Origin of the sequence: Dyella flagellata, from assembly GCF_030160275.1 — a bacterium.
Lineage (GTDB): Bacteria > Pseudomonadota > Gammaproteobacteria > Xanthomonadales > Rhodanobacteraceae > Dyella_B > Dyella_B flagellata.
Genome location: NZ_BSOA01000018.1, coordinates 221,263 through 238,682, shown reverse-complemented (window position 1 = coordinate 238,682; position 17,420 = coordinate 221,263). Strand labels below are relative to the sequence as shown.

8 protein-coding genes are annotated in these 17,420 nt (G+C 62.7%); 4 read left to right on the top strand and 4 right to left on the bottom strand.

Annotated features, from left to right (window positions below):
* Positions 1–5: 5 nt before the first annotated feature.
* Together QQJ96_RS11290 and hrpA are read right to left on the bottom strand one after the other, a co-directional pair.
* Positions 6–2,135 (bottom strand): RelA/SpoT family protein, encoded by a 2,130-nt coding sequence (locus QQJ96_RS11290; RefSeq protein WP_284332098.1) that lies wholly within the window; start codon positions 2,133–2,135, stop codon positions 6–8.
* 68 nt (positions 2,136–2,203) lie between these two features.
* On the bottom strand, positions 2,204–6,238 hold the full coding sequence (gene hrpA, locus QQJ96_RS11285; protein ID WP_284332097.1) for an ATP-dependent RNA helicase HrpA: 4,035 nt from the start codon (positions 6,236–6,238) through the stop codon (positions 2,204–2,206).
* 112 nt (positions 6,239–6,350) lie between these two features.
* Here hrpA and QQJ96_RS11280 point away from each other — a divergent pair, with 112 nt between their 5' ends.
* The 4 genes from QQJ96_RS11280 (at position 6,351) to QQJ96_RS11265 (ending at position 15,290) form a co-directional block, all read left to right on the top strand.
* Positions 6,351–6,818 carry a Dps family protein gene (locus tag QQJ96_RS11280; RefSeq protein WP_284332096.1) on the top strand — a complete coding sequence of 156 codons (468 nt, stop codon included), beginning with the start codon at positions 6,351–6,353 and terminating at the stop codon, positions 6,816–6,818.
* A 178-nt stretch (positions 6,819–6,996) separates the two neighbouring features.
* Positions 6,997–9,627, top strand: coding sequence for a glycosyltransferase family 2 protein (locus QQJ96_RS11275; protein ID WP_284332095.1), 2,631 nt, complete (start codon positions 6,997–6,999; stop codon positions 9,625–9,627).
* Between the two features lie 100 nt (positions 9,628–9,727).
* Positions 9,728–11,497: an autotransporter assembly complex protein TamA gene (locus tag QQJ96_RS11270; protein ID WP_284332094.1), complete on the top strand. Its 1,770-nt coding sequence runs from the start codon at positions 9,728–9,730 to the stop codon at positions 11,495–11,497.
* A 10-nt stretch (positions 11,498–11,507) separates the two neighbouring features.
* Positions 11,508–15,290 carry a translocation/assembly module TamB domain-containing protein gene (locus tag QQJ96_RS11265; protein WP_284332093.1) on the top strand — a complete coding sequence of 1,261 codons (3,783 nt, stop codon included), beginning with the start codon at positions 11,508–11,510 and terminating at the stop codon, positions 15,288–15,290.
* 143 nt (positions 15,291–15,433) lie between these two features.
* Here QQJ96_RS11265 and QQJ96_RS11260 read toward each other — a convergent pair whose 3' ends face one another.
* A complete protein-coding gene (locus QQJ96_RS11260) occupies positions 15,434–15,757 on the bottom strand; it encodes a hypothetical protein (RefSeq protein WP_284332092.1) in 324 nt (107 codons plus the stop codon).
* Between the two features lie 191 nt (positions 15,758–15,948).
* Entirely contained in the window at positions 15,949–17,409 is a 1,461-nt protein-coding gene (locus tag QQJ96_RS11255; RefSeq protein WP_284332091.1) for a DHA2 family efflux MFS transporter permease subunit, read from the bottom strand.
* Between the last annotated feature and the right edge of the window lie 11 nt (positions 17,410–17,420).

The following is a 17,420-nucleotide window of genomic DNA, read 5'->3' as shown; positions in this document are numbered from 1 at the left end:
ACGCGCTAGCCCGCCCCTACCCTGCGCGCCTCCACCACGTTCGGCAATGCCGCCAGCCGATCCAGCAGGGCGGAGAGCTGCTCGAAATCCCGTACGCGCAAGGTGTAGCGCATTTCCACTTCCCCGGTACGCGGGAACAGGCGGCTGTTGGAGGCGATGATGTTGATGCTGGCGTTGCTGATCACACCCACTACGTCTTTCTGCAAACCCTTGCGGTCGTAGCCGTTGAGCTGAATGGTGACCTCATAGGCCTGCGCGCCCGCCTGCCCCCAGCTCACCTCGATCACCCGCTCCGGATCGCGCCGCGCCAGTCGTGCCAGGCTGGCGCAGTTCGCGCGATGCACCGAAACGCCTTTGGTGCGCGTGATGAAGCCGCGCACCGGGTCGCCCGGCAGCGGTTGGCAGCATTGGGCCAGCACGGTGAGCAGATTGCCCACGCCCTCGATGGTGATGGCGCTATGGTCAAATACGGTGGGACGCATCGCCGGCAGCGGCACGCTGGATAACAGCGAGTCTGACGGCTGCTGCGATTCCTGCAGTACCCGCGCCACCTGTCCCAGGCTGATCTCGCCGAGAGCAAGCGCGACCAGCAATTCGTCCTGGGTCTGCAAGTGGAACAGCGCCGGCAGCTTGGACGAGTCCACTTCCGGCAACGCCAATCGTTTCAGCTCACGCTCCAGCAACGCACGGCCGGCTGCGAGGTTGGCTTCGTGCGCGCTGCGCCGGAACCAGGCGCGCACCTTGTCGCGCGCGCGGCTGGTATGCAGATAGCCATGATGCGGCGAAAGCCAGTCACGCCTCGGCTCCGCCACCTTGGTGGTGAGAATTTCCACCCGGTCCCCGCTATGCGGCTGATGCGTCAGCGGCACGATGCGCCCGTTGACCTTGGCGCCGCGGCAGCGATGACCTACCTCGGTATGCACGTGATAAGCGAAATCGAGCACGGTGGCGCCATGCGGCAAGTCGACCACTTCACCCCTGGGCGTGAGCACGTAGACGCGGTCCTCGTGCAGCTCGGTCTGCAATTCGGCCGCCAGTTCGCCTTCGTCGCCGCGCTGTTCGAGCAGCTTGCGCATCCAGGCGATCTTCGCCTCGAAATCCGCGTCACCGCTGCCGCCTTCCTTGTAGCGCCAGTGCGCCGCCACGCCCAGCTCATTGGCGCGGTGCATGTCGTGAGTGCGGATCTGCACTTCCAGCGTTTTGCCATGCGGGCCGATCACTGCGGTGTGCAGCGAGCGATAGCCGTTACTCTTCGGACGCGCCACATAGTCGTCGAACTCGCCGGGCAGATGCGGCCACAGGGCATGCACGATGCCGAGTGCGGCATAGCAATCGGCCACGCTGCCCACCAGCACGCGCACGGCGCGAATGTCGTAGAGATCGGAGAACTCCGCGGCCTTGCGCTGCATCTTCTTCCAGATGGAGTAGATATGCTTGGGACGCCCTGCCAGATCGGCAGTGACGCCCGCCGCGCGCAGCGCTTCGCCCAGCTCGGCCAGCGTCTCACGGATGAAGTGCTCGCGATCGCTGCGGCGTTCGTCCAACAGCTTGGCGATGCGTTTGTAGGTGTCAGGCTGCAAATAGCGAAAGGCGAGATCTTCCAGCTCCCACTTCAGCTGCCAGATGCCTAGCCGGTTGGCGAGCGGTGCGTGGATGTCGCGAGTAAGCCGCGCCAGTTCCTGCCGTTCGGCTTCCGGCAGGCTAGCGGCGGCGCGCATGCGGGCCAGCTGCCGCGACAGCAGAATGAACACCACGCGCACGTCACGAATGATCGCCAGCAGCAGGCGCCGCAAGCCTTCGGAGCCGTCCTGCGGCGGCCGCTGCGCGTGCAGTGTCCATACCCGCTCCGCTGCGGCCTGACCAGCAACCAGCCGCTGCAATTCTTCCGGCAAGGAAGCTGCGCGCTGCTCCCACACCAACGGGTGCGTGCGTCCGATCTCGAACCACAGCGCTGCCGCCTGGGTATGCGTGTCGCAACCGAGCATGGCAAGCAGATCCAGCACATCGCCGCACTCGAGTTCATTCACGCCGTTTTGCGCGCACACCTCCAACGCGTCGGACAGTACGGGGGGCAAGCTGCCGGCCCGTGACTGCCACGCCGCCAAGTGTCCTGGGGTGGTGGTGGCGTGAACCATAGTATTGGGTGTCCGTCGTACCATGAAGGAGCATAGCGCAAGCACGTAGGCTGGGATGGCATCCCAGCCTACGTGGAGCGCAGGGCTTCGAGCGCTTTGGCCAAACGTTTTGCCGACACCGGCTCGGCCGTCTTCAGTTCCTGCGCAAACAGCGACACTCGCCATTCCTCGATCAGCCAGCGCAATTCGTCCAGGCCTGCATCGCCGGCTACGCGGTGCTTGAGGTATTCACGCCAATAAGGCAGGACCTGCAGCATGCGCTGCTGGTCCTTGGTCGGGTCCTGGCGCAGGCGTTCGGCACGCAGGCGCATCGCTTTCAAATAGCGCGGAAAATGTGCCAGCCGCATGGTCGTCAGCTCGCGCAAGAAGCCTGGCCCGAGCAAGGCATCGAACTGTTCGCGCAGGTCGTCGTAGCTGGCACGGGCAAAACCGATCAACGGCGGTTGCAGCCAGGGCCTCATATCGGCTTGCGCCTCGACGATCGGCTCGGCCAGCTTTAGCCGTTCCACCGCCGCCGCAAACAGCTCACGAGCGAAGTGCGTATGCAACACTTCGAATGCGGCGGCGCTGCGCACGTTGAGCTCCTGCGCGGCAAGCAGATCGCTGAAACCGCCTTCCACCAGATCTTCGCGCAGGCCCTCCACGCTGCCTAGCGCCGCGTACTTCAGGGAAATCGAATTGGAGACCGGCAAACGCCGGCGCGCCTGCTTGACCTCACTGGCAAGTGTATTGCGCAACAAACGCTCCACACCCTTGACGTGCGCAGCCCTTGCTTCGTCGCGACGCTCGAACACGCGCAATGCTACAGCTGCGCCGAGATCGACCAGCGCAGGATATGCCAGCAGACCACCCTCGGAGCGCACCTGGTCGGGGATCTCCTCAAAGTCCCAGCTCGTGACGTCTTCGCGCGTAAGCTCGATATCTGTCTTGCGCGAAAACGCTTCACGTGCCCGCCCTTCCCATTGATGGCGCATTTGCGCCAGATCACGCCCGGTGGCCAGCGTATGCCCGTTCTCATCGTGCAAGCGAAAGCGCATCATGAAATGCGCGTCAAGCTCGATCTGGGCGAATTCGCCCGCCTCAAGCTCCACGCCAGTGGTACGGCGCAGGAAAGCGGCAAGCACCTTGGCGAGCGGCTCGTCACGCGGCGCGTCCGCTTCTACGAAGGCACGAGCGAAATCCGGCGCCGGCACAAAGTTGCGGCGCAATGCTTTGGGCAAACCGCGGATCAACTCGGCCACCTTGTCGCCCAGCAGACCGGGAACCAGCCATTCGCAGCGCGCGGCCGGCAAGGCATTGAGCATCGCCAGCGGCAGATGCAGCGTGACGCCATCGGCATCGTCACCGGGCACGAAGCGATATTCCAGACGGTAACGCTGCGGCGGTATATCCAGTGACGCAGGAAACGCCTTCGCATCCAAGCCCGTGCCGCCGGCCATCACTTCATCGATCGACCAACGCAGCGCTGCTTGTTCGGTGGGGCGCGCGTTGCGATACCAGGCATCCAATGCGCGGCTGCTTGCGATCTCTTCGGGCAGTTTGCCGCGGAAGAAATCCACCAGTTCATCTTCGTGACGGATCAGCCCCTCACGGCGCTGACGCGCTTCGATGCCGTGCGCATCTTCAAGCACGCGCTGATTGGCGCGGACAAAATCCGCTCGCACCTCGATATCACAACGAGCAAGCGCCTCGCGCAGGAAAAGCTCATGGGCGAGCGCGGGATCTTGTTTCTGAAAAGTCACCGGCCGGCGCTCGACCAGCACCAGCCCGAACAAGCTCACCTGCTCGTACGCCACCACGGTGCCACGCTTGCGCGACCAGTGCGCATCGCGACAGCTGCTGCGCAGGAGGTGCGCTGCCTGCTGCTCGATCCACAGCGGCTCCACGCGTGCGCACATCATGCCCCATACACGGCCGCTGATATCCAGGATTTGCGCCGCAAAGACCCAGCTGGGCGGTGTCTTCGCCAAGGCAGAACCGGGAAACACCTGGAAACGGCGCTCCCGAGTGCTGCGGTAGATACCTTTTTCATCTTTGTTGCCGACCTGGGTGGGCAATCCTGCCAGAAGGCTGCGATGGATGGCTTCGTAGCGATGTTCGCCGTCGCCGCCACTTTCACTCCCTTTCCCCTCCACGGCTGGCTTGCCGGAATGCTTGTTCGTAGTTGCTTTGCTGGCTGCCTTTGCTTTCGTACCAGCAACATCACGCGAGATTGCTCCCTCACCTCGAAGGGGAGAAGGGGAAGCAACGCTCCAACCAAGCTCCTGCACCACCAGCAGCAATTGACGATGCAGCTCGCGCCACTCGCGCATGCGCAAGAAGCTCAGGAAATGCCGCGAACACCAGTCGCGCAATTTCGACTGCGTCAGCTCCCCGTGTGCACTGTCGTATTCGCGCCACAGGTTCAGCACGCCGATGAAATCCGACTTGGGATCGGCGAACGCCGCATGCGCCGCATCCGCCTGCTGGCGCGCATCGGCGGGGCGCTCGCGCGGATCCTGGATGCTGAGGAAGGCTACCAGCACCAGCAGTTCACGCAGACTGCCCAGTTGCTGTGCCTCCACCAGCATGCGCGCGAGCTGCACGTCGACCGGGAGGCGGGACAGGGTCCGGCCGATGCCGGTGAGCTGGCGCCGCTCGTCGATCGCGCCGATTTCGGCAAGGCGCCGATAACCATCCGCCACTACCCGCGCATCGGGCGCTTCGAGGAAGGGAAATTCCTCCACCTCGCCCAGCTGCAGCGACAGCATGCGCAGGATCACGTTGGCGAGCGATGAACGCAGCAACTCCGGATCGGTATAGGCTACGCGCGAGGCGTAATCGGCTTCGTCGTAAAGCCGATAACAGATGCCGGGGCCAACGCGGCCGCAACGCCCTTTGCGCTGATCGGCAGCCGCCTGCGAAACCGGCTCAACGTGCAGACGTTCGAGCTGGCTGCGCTGGCTGTAGCGTTTCACTCGCGCCGTACCGCTATCAATCACATAGCGAATGCGCGGCACGGTAAGCGAGGTTTCCGCCACGTTGGTGGCCAACACCACACGGCGCTTGGGACCCGGCTTGAACACGCGGTCCTGATCGTGCGCGGAAAGGCGCGCATACAGCGGCAGGATTTCCGTTTCGCGGTATTGCCTGCGCGACAGCAGCAAATGCGCATCGCGTATCTCGCGTTCGCCGGGCATGAACACCAGCACGTCACCGCGCGGGTCGTCGTGGCTGATTTCGTCCAGTACGGCGGCGACATGTTCCACGCTGCCCTGCTGCAGCTCGGCGCTGCGCTGATTGCGCCGCGCAGCCACCTCCTCCGCGGAACGCCAGCGCACTTCCACCGGATAGGCGCGCCCTTCCACCGAGATCACCGGCGCATTGCCGAAATGCTCGGCGAAGCGTGCGGTGTCGATGGTGGCGGAGGTGACGATGATCTTCAGCTCCGGTCGCCTGGCCGCCAGGCGCTTGAGATAGCCGAGCAGGAAGTCGATGTTGAGGCTGCGCTCGTGCGCCTCGTCGATGATGATGGTGTCGTAGGCGGACAGCCAGGGATCGTTCTGTGTTTCGGCCAGCAGGATGCCATCGGTCATGAACTTGATCAGGCTCTGCTCGGAGACCTGGTCGGTAAAGCGGACCTGAAAGCCGACCTTGTCACCGACTTGCGTAGCCAGTTCTTCCGCCACGCGCCGCGCCACGGAACGTGCGGCCAGGCGGCGCGGCTGGGTGCAGCCGATCATGCCGGCTTCGCCGCATCCTGCCGCCAGGCATAGCTTGGGCAGCTGCGTGGTTTTGCCCGAACCGGTCTCGCCCGCGATGACCACCACCTGGTGTGCGCGGATCAGCTTGACGATCTCGTCGGCGCGCGCGGTGATCGGCAGGGACTCATCCAGGCGGATTTCCGGCTTGCTTTGCGCACGCCGCTGCCTACGCTCGGCGGAGGCGGCAATGTCGGCGGCGAGCGCTTCCAGCTTCTTCGCATCCGGACGACGCGACAGGCCGCGCCAGCGGCCCAGCAGCCGGCCGAAGTCGCGGCTGGAAACGGCGTCCAGCGACTTGCGCAGCGCGCGCAATCGGGCTTCCGGGGAAACGGAGGGAGTATCGGGCTTCGGATCGCTCATGGAGCCGCATATGATAGCCCGTATCTATCGGCGGCATCCGTATTATTCATTTCACCCGTACTGCCCTCCTGGCTAAGCTCGGTTCCAGATTCGACACACGGGAACAGAGCATATGGACACCAGCATCGGCATTGCCAAGCAGGACCGGAAAACCATCGCCAAGCAGCTGTCGAAGCTGCTGGCCGATACCTATTCGCTGTACCTGAAAACCCACAGCTTCCACTGGAACGTGACCGGCCCGCACTTCAACAGCCTGCACACCATGTTCGAGACCCAATACAACGAGTTGTGGCTGGCCGCCGACGAAGTGGCCGAGCGCATCCGCGTACTGGACGTGTTCGCACCAGGCTCCTACAGCCAGTTCGGCAAGCTCACCAGCATCCAGGAAGAACCCGGCGTACCGGACTGGAAAGACATGGTGAACCAGCTGGTGGCCGGGCATGAGATCGCTGCCGTGACCGCACGCGAGGTGATCAGGGCGGCCGAGGCGGCCGGCGACGAAGGCAGCATGGACATGGCTACCGGCCGCCTGAAGGCGCATGAAAAGACCGCATGGATGTTGCGCTCATTGTTGAAATGAGCCGGTTGGCTCCTGCCATCCGGCTTGCCCCTGCCCCCTGGGGCAAGCCAGTCCTGAGCGGCACAGCCCTGACCTTGGGCTGACCACCCCGGCCGCCATTGATTGAGCCGGCTGCCGTGAATTGGTTAAGCTCCGTGAGTTTCGTATACCTCGTGAGAGGTGAACCGCGGGGATTTTCTTGAGCGCCAGACCTACTCCAACCAAAGCCGGCCCCTTATCGGTCATCGCTGCCATCCTGCTGGCGCTCGTGGTTGCGGCGTTGAACATCGGTTTGTGGTGGTGGGGCAACCGCCCGCATGGTCCGGAAGACTGGCACGGGCAGATCAACGGCTTTTCCGTATCGCTGTTCCAGCGCTACCAGAATCCGTTCAACCAAAGCTTCCCCAGCGACGATGAGATCGACAGCGACCTGAAGCTGCTGCGTCAGTACACCGGCCGCATCCGCACCTATTCCACGCTGATCAATCCGCAGGTGTTCCGCCTGGCCCAGAAAGAAGGCCTGAAGGTCATGGCGGGTACGGCGATCGACACCCGCCTGGAGAACAACGAGAACGAGCTGGACGCGCTGATCGCCCTGTCACGGCGCTACCCGGACACCATCGAGCGCGTGCTGGTCGGCAATGAGGCGCTGTTCCGCAACGACTTGCCCCTCGACAAAATGATCACGTATCTCGACCGGGCACGTGCGCATATCCGCCAGCCGGTCTCGATCGCCGAGCCGGACTACATCTGGCTGAAGTACCCGGAACTGGCCGATCACGTAGATTACATCACCATCCACCTGTTCCCCTTCTGGAACGGCGTTGCCGTGTCGCCCCAGCAGATCCGGGGCGAAGACCAGGGCGCCGTCAGGCAGGCCGAAGACGCTTACCTGGCCATCAAGCAACGATTCCCCAACAAGCATGTGGTCGTGGGCGAAATAGGCTGGCCATCCAACGGCGATCATCGCGAACGCGCCTATCCGTCCATCTCCGACGAAGCCATCTTCGATCGCCAGTGGCTGATCTGGGCCAAGCGCCATGATGTCGACTACTACCTATTCGAAGCCTTCGATCAACCCTGGAAGGAAGGCCTGGGCGAAGGCCGTACCGGCGCCTACTGGGGCGTGTTCAATGCCGACCGCCAGCTGAAGTTCCCCTTCACCGGCCCGGTGACGGAAGACACCGGCTGGCCGTGGAAGGCGCTCGCCGCAAGCTTGCTGGCGCTGCTGCCGATGGTCTGGTTCGGCATCCGCTTCAGCCGCTTCAAGCTGATGGGTCGATTGTTCTTCGACGTGCTGGTCCAGCTTGCCTGCGGCCTGATCGTGTGGTCGGTGACCCTGCCGTTCAATTTCTATCTGAGCTGGGTGGACTGGAGCATGCTGGTGCTGCTGTTCCCCGCGCAGGTAGCGATCTTAGGCATCCTGCTGATCAACGGCTTCGAGTTCACGGAGGTGTTGTGGCGGCGTCAATGGGTTCGTCACGCCGCCCCGTTGCCGCCCGACGATCAGCAAAGGCAGCCCTTCGTCTCCATCCACCTGGCTTGCTACAACGAGCCGCCGGAGATGGTGATGATTACGCTCGATTCGCTCGCCACCCTCGAGTATGAAAACTTCGAAGTGCTGGTGATCGACAACAACACCAAGGATCCGGCGATCTGGAAGCCGGTGCAGGAATACTGCGAGAAGCTGGGACCGAAATTCCGCTTCTTCCACCTGGAGCCGTGGCCCGGCTTCAAGGCCGGCGCGTTGAACTTCGGCCTGAAGGAAACCAACCCGAAGGCCGACGTGGTGGCGGTGATCGATGCCGACTACGTGGTGCGCCACGACTGGCTGAGCACGCTTACCGGCTATTTCCACGACCCGAAAGTGGCAGTGGTGCAATGCCCGCAAGCGCATCGCGACTTCGAGCACAATCGCTTCCGCCGCATGACCGCATGGGAATACGACGGCTTCTTCCGCATCGGCATGCATCACCGCAACGAGCGTAACGCGATCATCCAGCACGGCACCATGACCATGGTGCGCCGCTCAGCGCTGGAAGGCACCGGCGGCTGGTCGGAATGGACCATTTGCGAAGATGCCGAGCTCGGCTTGCGCCTGATGCACGCCGGCTACGAGTTGGTCTACGTCGACGAACTGATGGGCAAGGGCCTCACGCCAGCCGACTTCAAGGCCTACAAGAGCCAGCGCTACCGCTGGGCGTTCGGCGCGATGCAGATCCTGAAAGGCCGCTGGACCTGGATGACCAAGAAAGGCCCGCTTTCGAGCGGCCAGCGCTTCCATTTCCTCACCGGCTGGTTCAGCTGGTTCGCCGATGCGTTGCACCTGATCTTCACGCTGATGGCGATCTTCTGGACCGCGGGCATGGTGGGCCTGCCGCAAACCTTCAGCCTGCCGATGCAGCTGTTCCTGATTCCGGTGATCGGCTTCTTCTTTGCCAAGGCCATCTTCGGCGTGGTGCTGTATCGCGCGCGGGTGCCCTGCGGCTGGTACGACACCATCATGGCATCGCTGGCCAGCATGAGCTTGAGCCATGCCATCGCGCGCGGCATCCTGCATGGCCTGACACGCGAGAAGACTTCGTTCGTGGTCACCGCCAAGAGCCGCCGCCTTGGCGGCAGCAACTTCGCGGCCTTCACGCCCGTGCGTGAGGAAATGCTGATGTTCATCGCGCTCATGCTGTGCGTCATCGGCATGGCGAAGAGCACCGCGGCGCACTTCACCGAAGGCCAGTTGTGGATCTTCATCCTGGCGGCGCAATCGATTCCGTATTTCTCGGCGCTGGTGGGCGCCTGGATTGCACACCGTTCAGGTGACAAGGCAGGCTAATGGATCACCGGGATAGAAATCCCGGCTTCAATCGGCTTCACGATGCTGGGATTATCATCCCAGCCTACGCTTTGCCCAGCCGAGGATGGAACCCTGACGGATGCGCCGGATCCGCCGCTACCTGAGCCTGCTACCGCTCCTGCTCCTGCTTGTTCCCGCGCTCGGCCGCGCGGGGGTGCAGCTGGTCGTGGATGGCGTGGATGATCCGCTCAAAACCGCCGTCATCGCAGGCCTAGGTCTCTCGCAATATGCGGCGCGCGACGTAAGCGAGGCGCAGGTGCATCGTCTCTACGACCGCGCTGATGCCGAAGCTGGCAACGCGCTACGGCCGTATGGCTACTACGACGCGCACATCACCGGCAAAATCGAGCGATCCGGTAAAGACTGGCGCGTCACTCTGCATGTCGCTCCCGGCGAGCCGGTGAAGGTCACGTCAATCGATCTTCAGCTCGATCCTTTCGCCGCGTCGTTGCGGCCGATTCGTGCCGCGCGCCGCGGCGTCGAAAAACTCAAGGACCAGCGCCTGGATGACGCCGCCTACGACTCCGCTCGCGATGCCGTGAACAACGCCCTGACCGCCAACGGCTATCTCGATGCGAAGCTCACCGTGCACCGCGTCGAGGTGAATCGCGGCGAGCACAGCGCAGCCATCCAGCTGGCCTGGGATGTGGGCCGCCGCTACCGCTACGGCGAGGTGCGCTTCGAAGGCTCACAGTTCCAGCCGGACTTCCTGGAGCGCTATGTGCCCTTCAAGCCCGGCGACTACTTCGACCAGAACCAGTTGCTCAGCTTGCAGCAGGCCTTGAATGCCGCCGACTATTTCTCGATGGTCAATGTGACACCCGAGATCGGCACGGCCAAAGATGGCGTGGTCGACGTCAAGGTGCAGTTGGCGCCGGCCAAGCGCAGGATCTACACCAGCGGCCTGTTCGTGGGTACGGATACCGGTGTTGGTGTCCGCGGCGGGGTGGAATACCGCTGGGTCAACAGCTACGGCCACAAGTGGAAGAACGACGCGGTGCTGGCGCAGCGGCTGAAAACGCTCACCAGCCAGTACACCATTCCGCTGCCGGGCGATAACCAGCGCAGCCTCAATTTCGGCGTCACTTACCGCGACGCGAACACCGTGACTTCCCAGTCGCGCACGCTTGAACTGGTCGCCAACGAAAGCGAACTCTGGCACGAATGGGTGCGCACCGTGGGGGTACATGCGCTGACCGGCACGTTCGACGTCGGCAAGCGTCCCGATGAACCGGAAAGCACGCCGGGCGTGGAGCATGGCAGCAGCACCCTGATCTATGCGGAGGGCTCATTGAGCCGCAAGGTGGCGGACAACCCGGACTTCGTGCGTCGCGGCTGGTCGCTGAGCTTCGACGCTCGCAGCACGGCCAGCGACCTGTTTTCCACCGCTCGTTTCAGCGAGGTCAGCGCCAGCGGCAAATGGATACGCGCATTCTGGCGCAACAATCGCTTGATCCTGCGCGGAGACCTTGGGCACGTGTGGACCAGCAAGTTCGAGGCCCTGCCGCCCCAGTTGCGCTTCTTCGCCGGTGGCGATCAATCCATTCGTGGCTACACCTACCAGGCGATCGGCCCGCAAAACAGTTATGGCCGCGTGATCGGCGGCAACAGCCTGGTGATCGGCAGCGCCACGCTGGAACATTACTTCACGCCGCGCTGGGGCATCGCCACCTTCGTCGATGCCGGCAATGCCTTCAACGGTACCCGCGTGCATCCCAAGATCGGTACGGGTATCGGAGTACGCTGGCGTTCGCCGGTCGGCATGATTCGTGTCGACGTGGGTACGCCCATCAACGATGCGCAACACCATGGTGTGGAACTGCACCTCGTGATCGGACCGGATCTGTGAGGCCCATGGCATGAATGCAACGCAACCCGCACCTCGTCTGCGCCGCCGCTGGCTACGTATCGCAGGCGTTGCGGTTGCTTCCTTCGTGGTTCTTGTAGCGGGCGGCCTGGGCTGGCTGCTGTGCACCAGCTCCGGTTTGCGCTTTGCACTATCGCAAGCGCAGGACTTCACGCATGGCGCACTACAGATTCAGCAAGCAGAGGGCCGCCTGATCGGCCCCATCGGCATAGCGCAGCTGCGCTACGACGACGGCAAGGGCACTGACATTCTCATCACAGGCACTCGCCTGGACTGGAATATCACCGCCCTGCTCTACAAGCGTCTGCGCGTGCTTGATCTTCGTGTGGAGCGTGTAGACGTCGCATTGCCGGCTACGCAGGAAAACACTTCGTCCTCCAGCAGCTTCTCGCTGAAGCCGCCCATCTCGCTGATGCTGGATCGCGTGCATATCGGTCCGGTGACGATCAAGCAGGGTGGCAAGCCACTGTTTGCTGCCGACCTGCTCGATCTTTCCGGCAACTGGACCAGCAGCGGCGTCGAAGTGAGCAAGCTGGCCTTGCGTGCCCCGGCAGGGCATGTCGACCTTGCTGGACAACTCCGTACTGGTCGCCGCTATCGCGGCAAGGCGCATGCCGATATCGCATGGAAAATAGGCGATCGCGAATACGCCGGCACGCTCGACGCGCAAGGCGATGGCCGCCAAGCGCAATCACAGCTTCGCCTGAGCCAGCCCATGGCGGCGCAGTTGCAGCTTGACCTGGATCAGGACAAGCACTACGCCTGGACCAGCAGACTCGACGTGCCACCCTTCGATCCCACGCCACTGCTCGGTAGCAGTTCGATCACGCGCTTGGGCGTCAATCTGCAAGGTAGCGGCGATCGGCAAGGCGGCACGCTTACCGGCCAGCTCGATCTCAATGCCTATCGAGTGCTGCTGCAACCCATGCAGGCCAGCGTCGACAAGGATTTCAAACAACTGACCCTGCAGCAGTTGCAAATCGCTTCGCCGCAGGTCAAGGGCATCGTCCAAGCCACCGGTACTGTCCAGCTGGACGCGCATCCACTGAGTGCGGATCTCGCCACGGACTGGAAGGACGTGACCTTGCCGGCGGACTTGATCGGCCAGGTGCTCGCCACTGACGGACGCCTCGTGGCAAAAGGCAGCGCCAACGCGTATCACGCCGACGGTGACGTCACCATCGGCCCGCCCGGCAAGCTGGCGAAACTCGCGCTCAATCTGGACGGCACACCGCAGCAGATCCAGTTGCACATGCTGAGCCTGCTGCAGCCGCAAGGCAGCCTCACAGCGCAAGGCACGCTTGTTTTGCAGCCCGACCTCGCCTGGCAGTTGCAGGCGCATGCCGACAAGTTCGATCCCGGCCAGCTGCTCGCCGGTTGGCAAGGTTCATTGGACGCCGACCTCGCCACGCAAGGCAAGCTCGCGCAGGCCCAATCCGAAGGGACACTCGACTTGCGCAAGCTGCAAGGACGGCTGCGACAGCGCCAGCTGCGCGGCGTGGGCCACCTGCACTTGTCTTCGAACCAGGTTGTTGATGGGACGCTGGATCTCGCATCCGGCAGCAGCAGCGTGAAACTGCAGGCACGACCAGGTCAGAGCAACGATGCCAATGTAACGCTGGCTATCGCTTCCTTGAACGATTGGGTGCCACAGGCATCCGGCACGCTTAATGGCCAATTCCATCTGCACGGCAGGTATCCCAAGCTGGCTGTCAGCGGCTCATTGCAAGGCCATGCATTGGACTGGAACAAACAGCGTGCGCAGCAGCTCCAACTGCAGGCCGACCTCCCCGACATCAGCAGCATCGGCGGCAAGCTGCAATTGAACGCAGCGGGAGCCCAACTCGGCGGCCTGGCGTTCAAGCAGATCCATTTGAACGGCCAAGGCACTGCGACCCAGCATCAGCTCGTGCTCGAAGCGCAAGGCGCGCCGCTGTCAACCTCGCTTACGCTCAATGGCACGTTGAAGGACCAGAACTGGAACGGCATGCTCTCCTCGCTCACGCTGGATGTGCAAGGCCTGCCTCGCTGGCGACTGCAACAGGCAACCAAGCTTGGCTGGAACCGTGGCGCTGCGAGCCTGGGAGAACTATGCCTTAGCGCTGGCGAACCTTTGCTTTGCGCCAGCGGCGACATGGACAAGGCCGGCAACATCGACGCCAGCTATCGCCTGCATGCCGTGCCGCTGGCCTTGATCGCCAGCGCTGCCGGCAGCACCGACATGCCGATCAGCGCCGATGGCACACTGGAAGGCAACGGCAAGATCAGGCGCACGGCGACGGGTGCGCTGACTGGCAATGCAAGCATCACTTCTTCGCAAGGCCGCATCACCTACAACGAGCATCCTGACCAGCCGCTGCTGTCGTACAAGGATCTCGCGTTGAGCGCCACGCTGGCTCCCGGCAACCAGCAAGCAATCGTACACGCTGCGATCAACGGCAATGGGCGTCTTGATGGACAAGTCACGGTCACCGGCACACAGCAGGCCCTGGGCGGTCAGGTCAGTCTGCATCTGGACGATCTCGCCTTCGTCAGCCTGTTCACGGACGACCTGGCCAATGTGAAAGGCCGCATCGATGGCGATTTCACACTCGGCGGCACGCTCTCCGCACCTGCCATGACCGGCCAGGCGGGCATCGACGGTTTTGCCGCCGAAGTGCCCGACGCAGGCTTGAAGCTTAGCGGCGGCCGTCTCACCGCCAGCACGACCAATGCGCGGGTGCTGAACATCGACGGCAGCGTGCAATCCGGCAAGGGTACGCTTGCCATCAACGGCACGGCGGCACTGGATACGCAAACGCCTACTGCTATCACGTTGAAGGGTGATGATGTCAGCGTCATCGACATTCCCGCTGCCAAAGTCGCACTGACACCGGACCTGCTTGTGCGTCGCGATGCGCAAGGCATCAACGCAACCGGCACCGTACGGCTGGACAGTGCCGATGTGAATCTGGACAAGCTGCCTGGCGGCGGCGCCAATAAGGCCTCGCCTGACATCGTGGTAGTGGATGAGCCCCAACCCGCCGCCGGCAGCGGGTCGACACCGATCAACGCATCGATCAAAGTTGATCTGGGCGAGCACGCGCATCTGGCCGGCATGGGTCTGGACGGTCGGCTTGGCGGCGTGATCACGGTGAACGAACGTCCTGATCGAGCTACCACCGGACAAGGCCAGGTCACGGTCAACGGCACCTACAAGGCCTACGGACAGAATCTTCAGATCCAGCAAGGCCAGCTGCTGTTCGCCAGCACGCCGATCGACAATCCCGGCCTCAACCTCAAGGCCATCCGCGATCTACAGCCCAATGCCACTATCAGCGAAGGGCAGCAGGTGGGACTGCAAATCACCGGCACCGCGAAGCGGCCCGTGCTCACCGTCTTCTCCAACCCCGCGATGGATCAATCCGATGCGCTCGCCTACCTGGTCACCGGCAAGCCTCTTTCGCAAGTAAGCGGTGGCGGTGAGAGCAGCATGGTAAACAAGGCTGCGCAAGCAGTCGGCTCAGCCACCGGCAACCTGCTTGCCAAGAGCGTCGGCAGCAAGCTTGGGATCGAGGATATCGGCGTAAGCAGCAGCGAAGCGTTGAATGGCAGCTCCGCCTTCACCGTCGGCAAATACCTGTCGCCACGCCTCTATCTCAGTTACGGCATCGGCTTGTTCGAACCCGGCCAGGTGATCACGCTGCGTTATCGCCTGAGCCGGCGCTGGAATTTTGAGGCGCAAAACGCCACTGACTTCAATCGTGCGAGCCTCAACTACCGGATCGAGAAGTAGTACCTATTTCGCGAGCACAATGACGTAATGATCAGTCGTAGTCGTAAGGCTGCCTAACATAGGTTCACTGGGCGGCCACGATTCAAAGCCGACGAAAATTAAGGACTCATCCCGACAGCCCCACGGCGCGGAGCTGGTGCCGATTATGGCGCTATCTCAACAAGGCTTGCGTTGCACCGACCCATGCTATCTACGTCGTATGAAAGGTGCGCGATCTTCCGGCTGCTCGATTCTGCGGCCAGAACCGTGGCATACATCGCTCGTTGACCGGCATCAGTGCTGAGGTTTGGAATGTAGATAACACTGTAGAGGCAACTGACCGAGGTCGGTTCAACCAATCTGAAATAGCCGGTACCTTGCTGGACACCTGCGCTAGCCACAGTTTTATTGTCATCCGAGGCCGCCATCGCGACGGACGTCATGCCCATCAGAACGAGACCAGCAAGCGTGCAGTAACGAAAATTCATGGCCATTTGTGCGCTTTCCCTATAAGCCGGATTAATGAGCCCGAACAGTTTATGTCCATGTATCGCCAATTGCACGGTACATAGCCGTCATATCGATTCCGTCCTCAGGTAGGCTGGGATACCAATCCCAGCTTTTCACGCAGCATCCTGATGCTGGGATTGGCATCCCAGCCTACAAGCTACGCTCGCCGTCAATGCGTGCTGGCCGCCGGCTCTCCGCTCGGGACACGCGCCGTGCGCAGCAACAACGCACCGAGCAATGCACCCAGCGCCGCAAAGCAGGCGCCGACCAGGAAGGCCCACTGATAGCCGCCGCTAAGCGCAAACCCCTGCCCATTGCCGACCGCCAACAAGGTTTGCGTGCGCCAGGAAGCAAGACTGGCCAACGCGGCGAGGCCCAGGGAGCCGCCCATCATGAAGGCGGTATTGACCACGCCCGAAGCGAGTCCCGATTCCGATGGACCTACATCGCTCATCGCCGCCAGCAGCAGGGGATTGAAGGCCACGCCCGCGCCGATGCCGAGCAAGATCATGCTGGGCAGAATGTCACGCACGAAATGCCCATTATCCGGCGCGTGCGCGAACAGCAACAGGCCGCACGCGGCAAAAGCCAGACCCAGCGCAAGCGGACGGCGAATCCCGAAACGCATCACCAGCTTGGCGGAAAGTCCCAGCGAGAACATCGCCATGATCAGGTTCGCTGGCAGGAAGGCCAGGCCCACTTCCATCGGTCCGTAACCGAGCACCAGCTGCATGTACAGCGCCGACAGGAAAAACCACGCGAACATCGCCGCCGCCCATGCCACTGCGACGACATTGGAGACCACCAGATTACGCAGGCGGAACAGACGTAGCGGCATCAGTGGCGCGTGCACGCGCGCCTCCAACCAGAAGAAGACCACCAACAGAGCCGTTGCGATGCCCAACTGGCCCAGCGTGCGTGACGAGAGCCAGCCTACTTCGTTGCCGTTGACGATGGCATATACAGCCAGCATCAACGCAACAGTCACGGTCACGGCGCCCCATACATCCAGATGTCGCGAACTGGCCGTGCCCGCTGCAGCGGGTAGTAGACGCAGCGATGCGACGACCACGCCAACGCCGATCGGCAGGTTCACCAGGAACACCCAATGCCAGCTCAGGCTGCTGGTCAGCACACCGCCCAGCATCGCGCCGAGACTACCGCCTCCCGCGCAGACGAAGCCATAGACACCCATCGCTTTTGCCCGATCCTGCGGGTCGGTGAACAGGTCCATGATCAGCGAGAGCGCCACGGCGGTGACCACCGCGCCGCCCAGTCCTTGCACGGCGCGCGCAACCACCAGCGCCATCTGGGTGGTGGAAAGCCCGCAGGCGAGCGAAGCCAGCGTAAAGGCCGCGATACCGATCAGGAACACGCGACGATGTCCATACAGATCGCCCAGGCGACCGCCCAACAAGAGAAACCCGCCATAGGTCAGCAGATAGGCGTTCACTACCCAGGCCAGCTCGGTGTCACCGAACTTCAGGTCCACCTTGATCGAAGGCAAAGCCACGTTAACGATCGTGGTATCCAGCACGATCATCAGCACGCCCAGGCATAGCACGATCAGCGCCAGCCAGCGGCGCTCGGGATGCATCGCGACGTGAGGGGCATGTCCGGTGTGACTCATCAGTAGGTCCT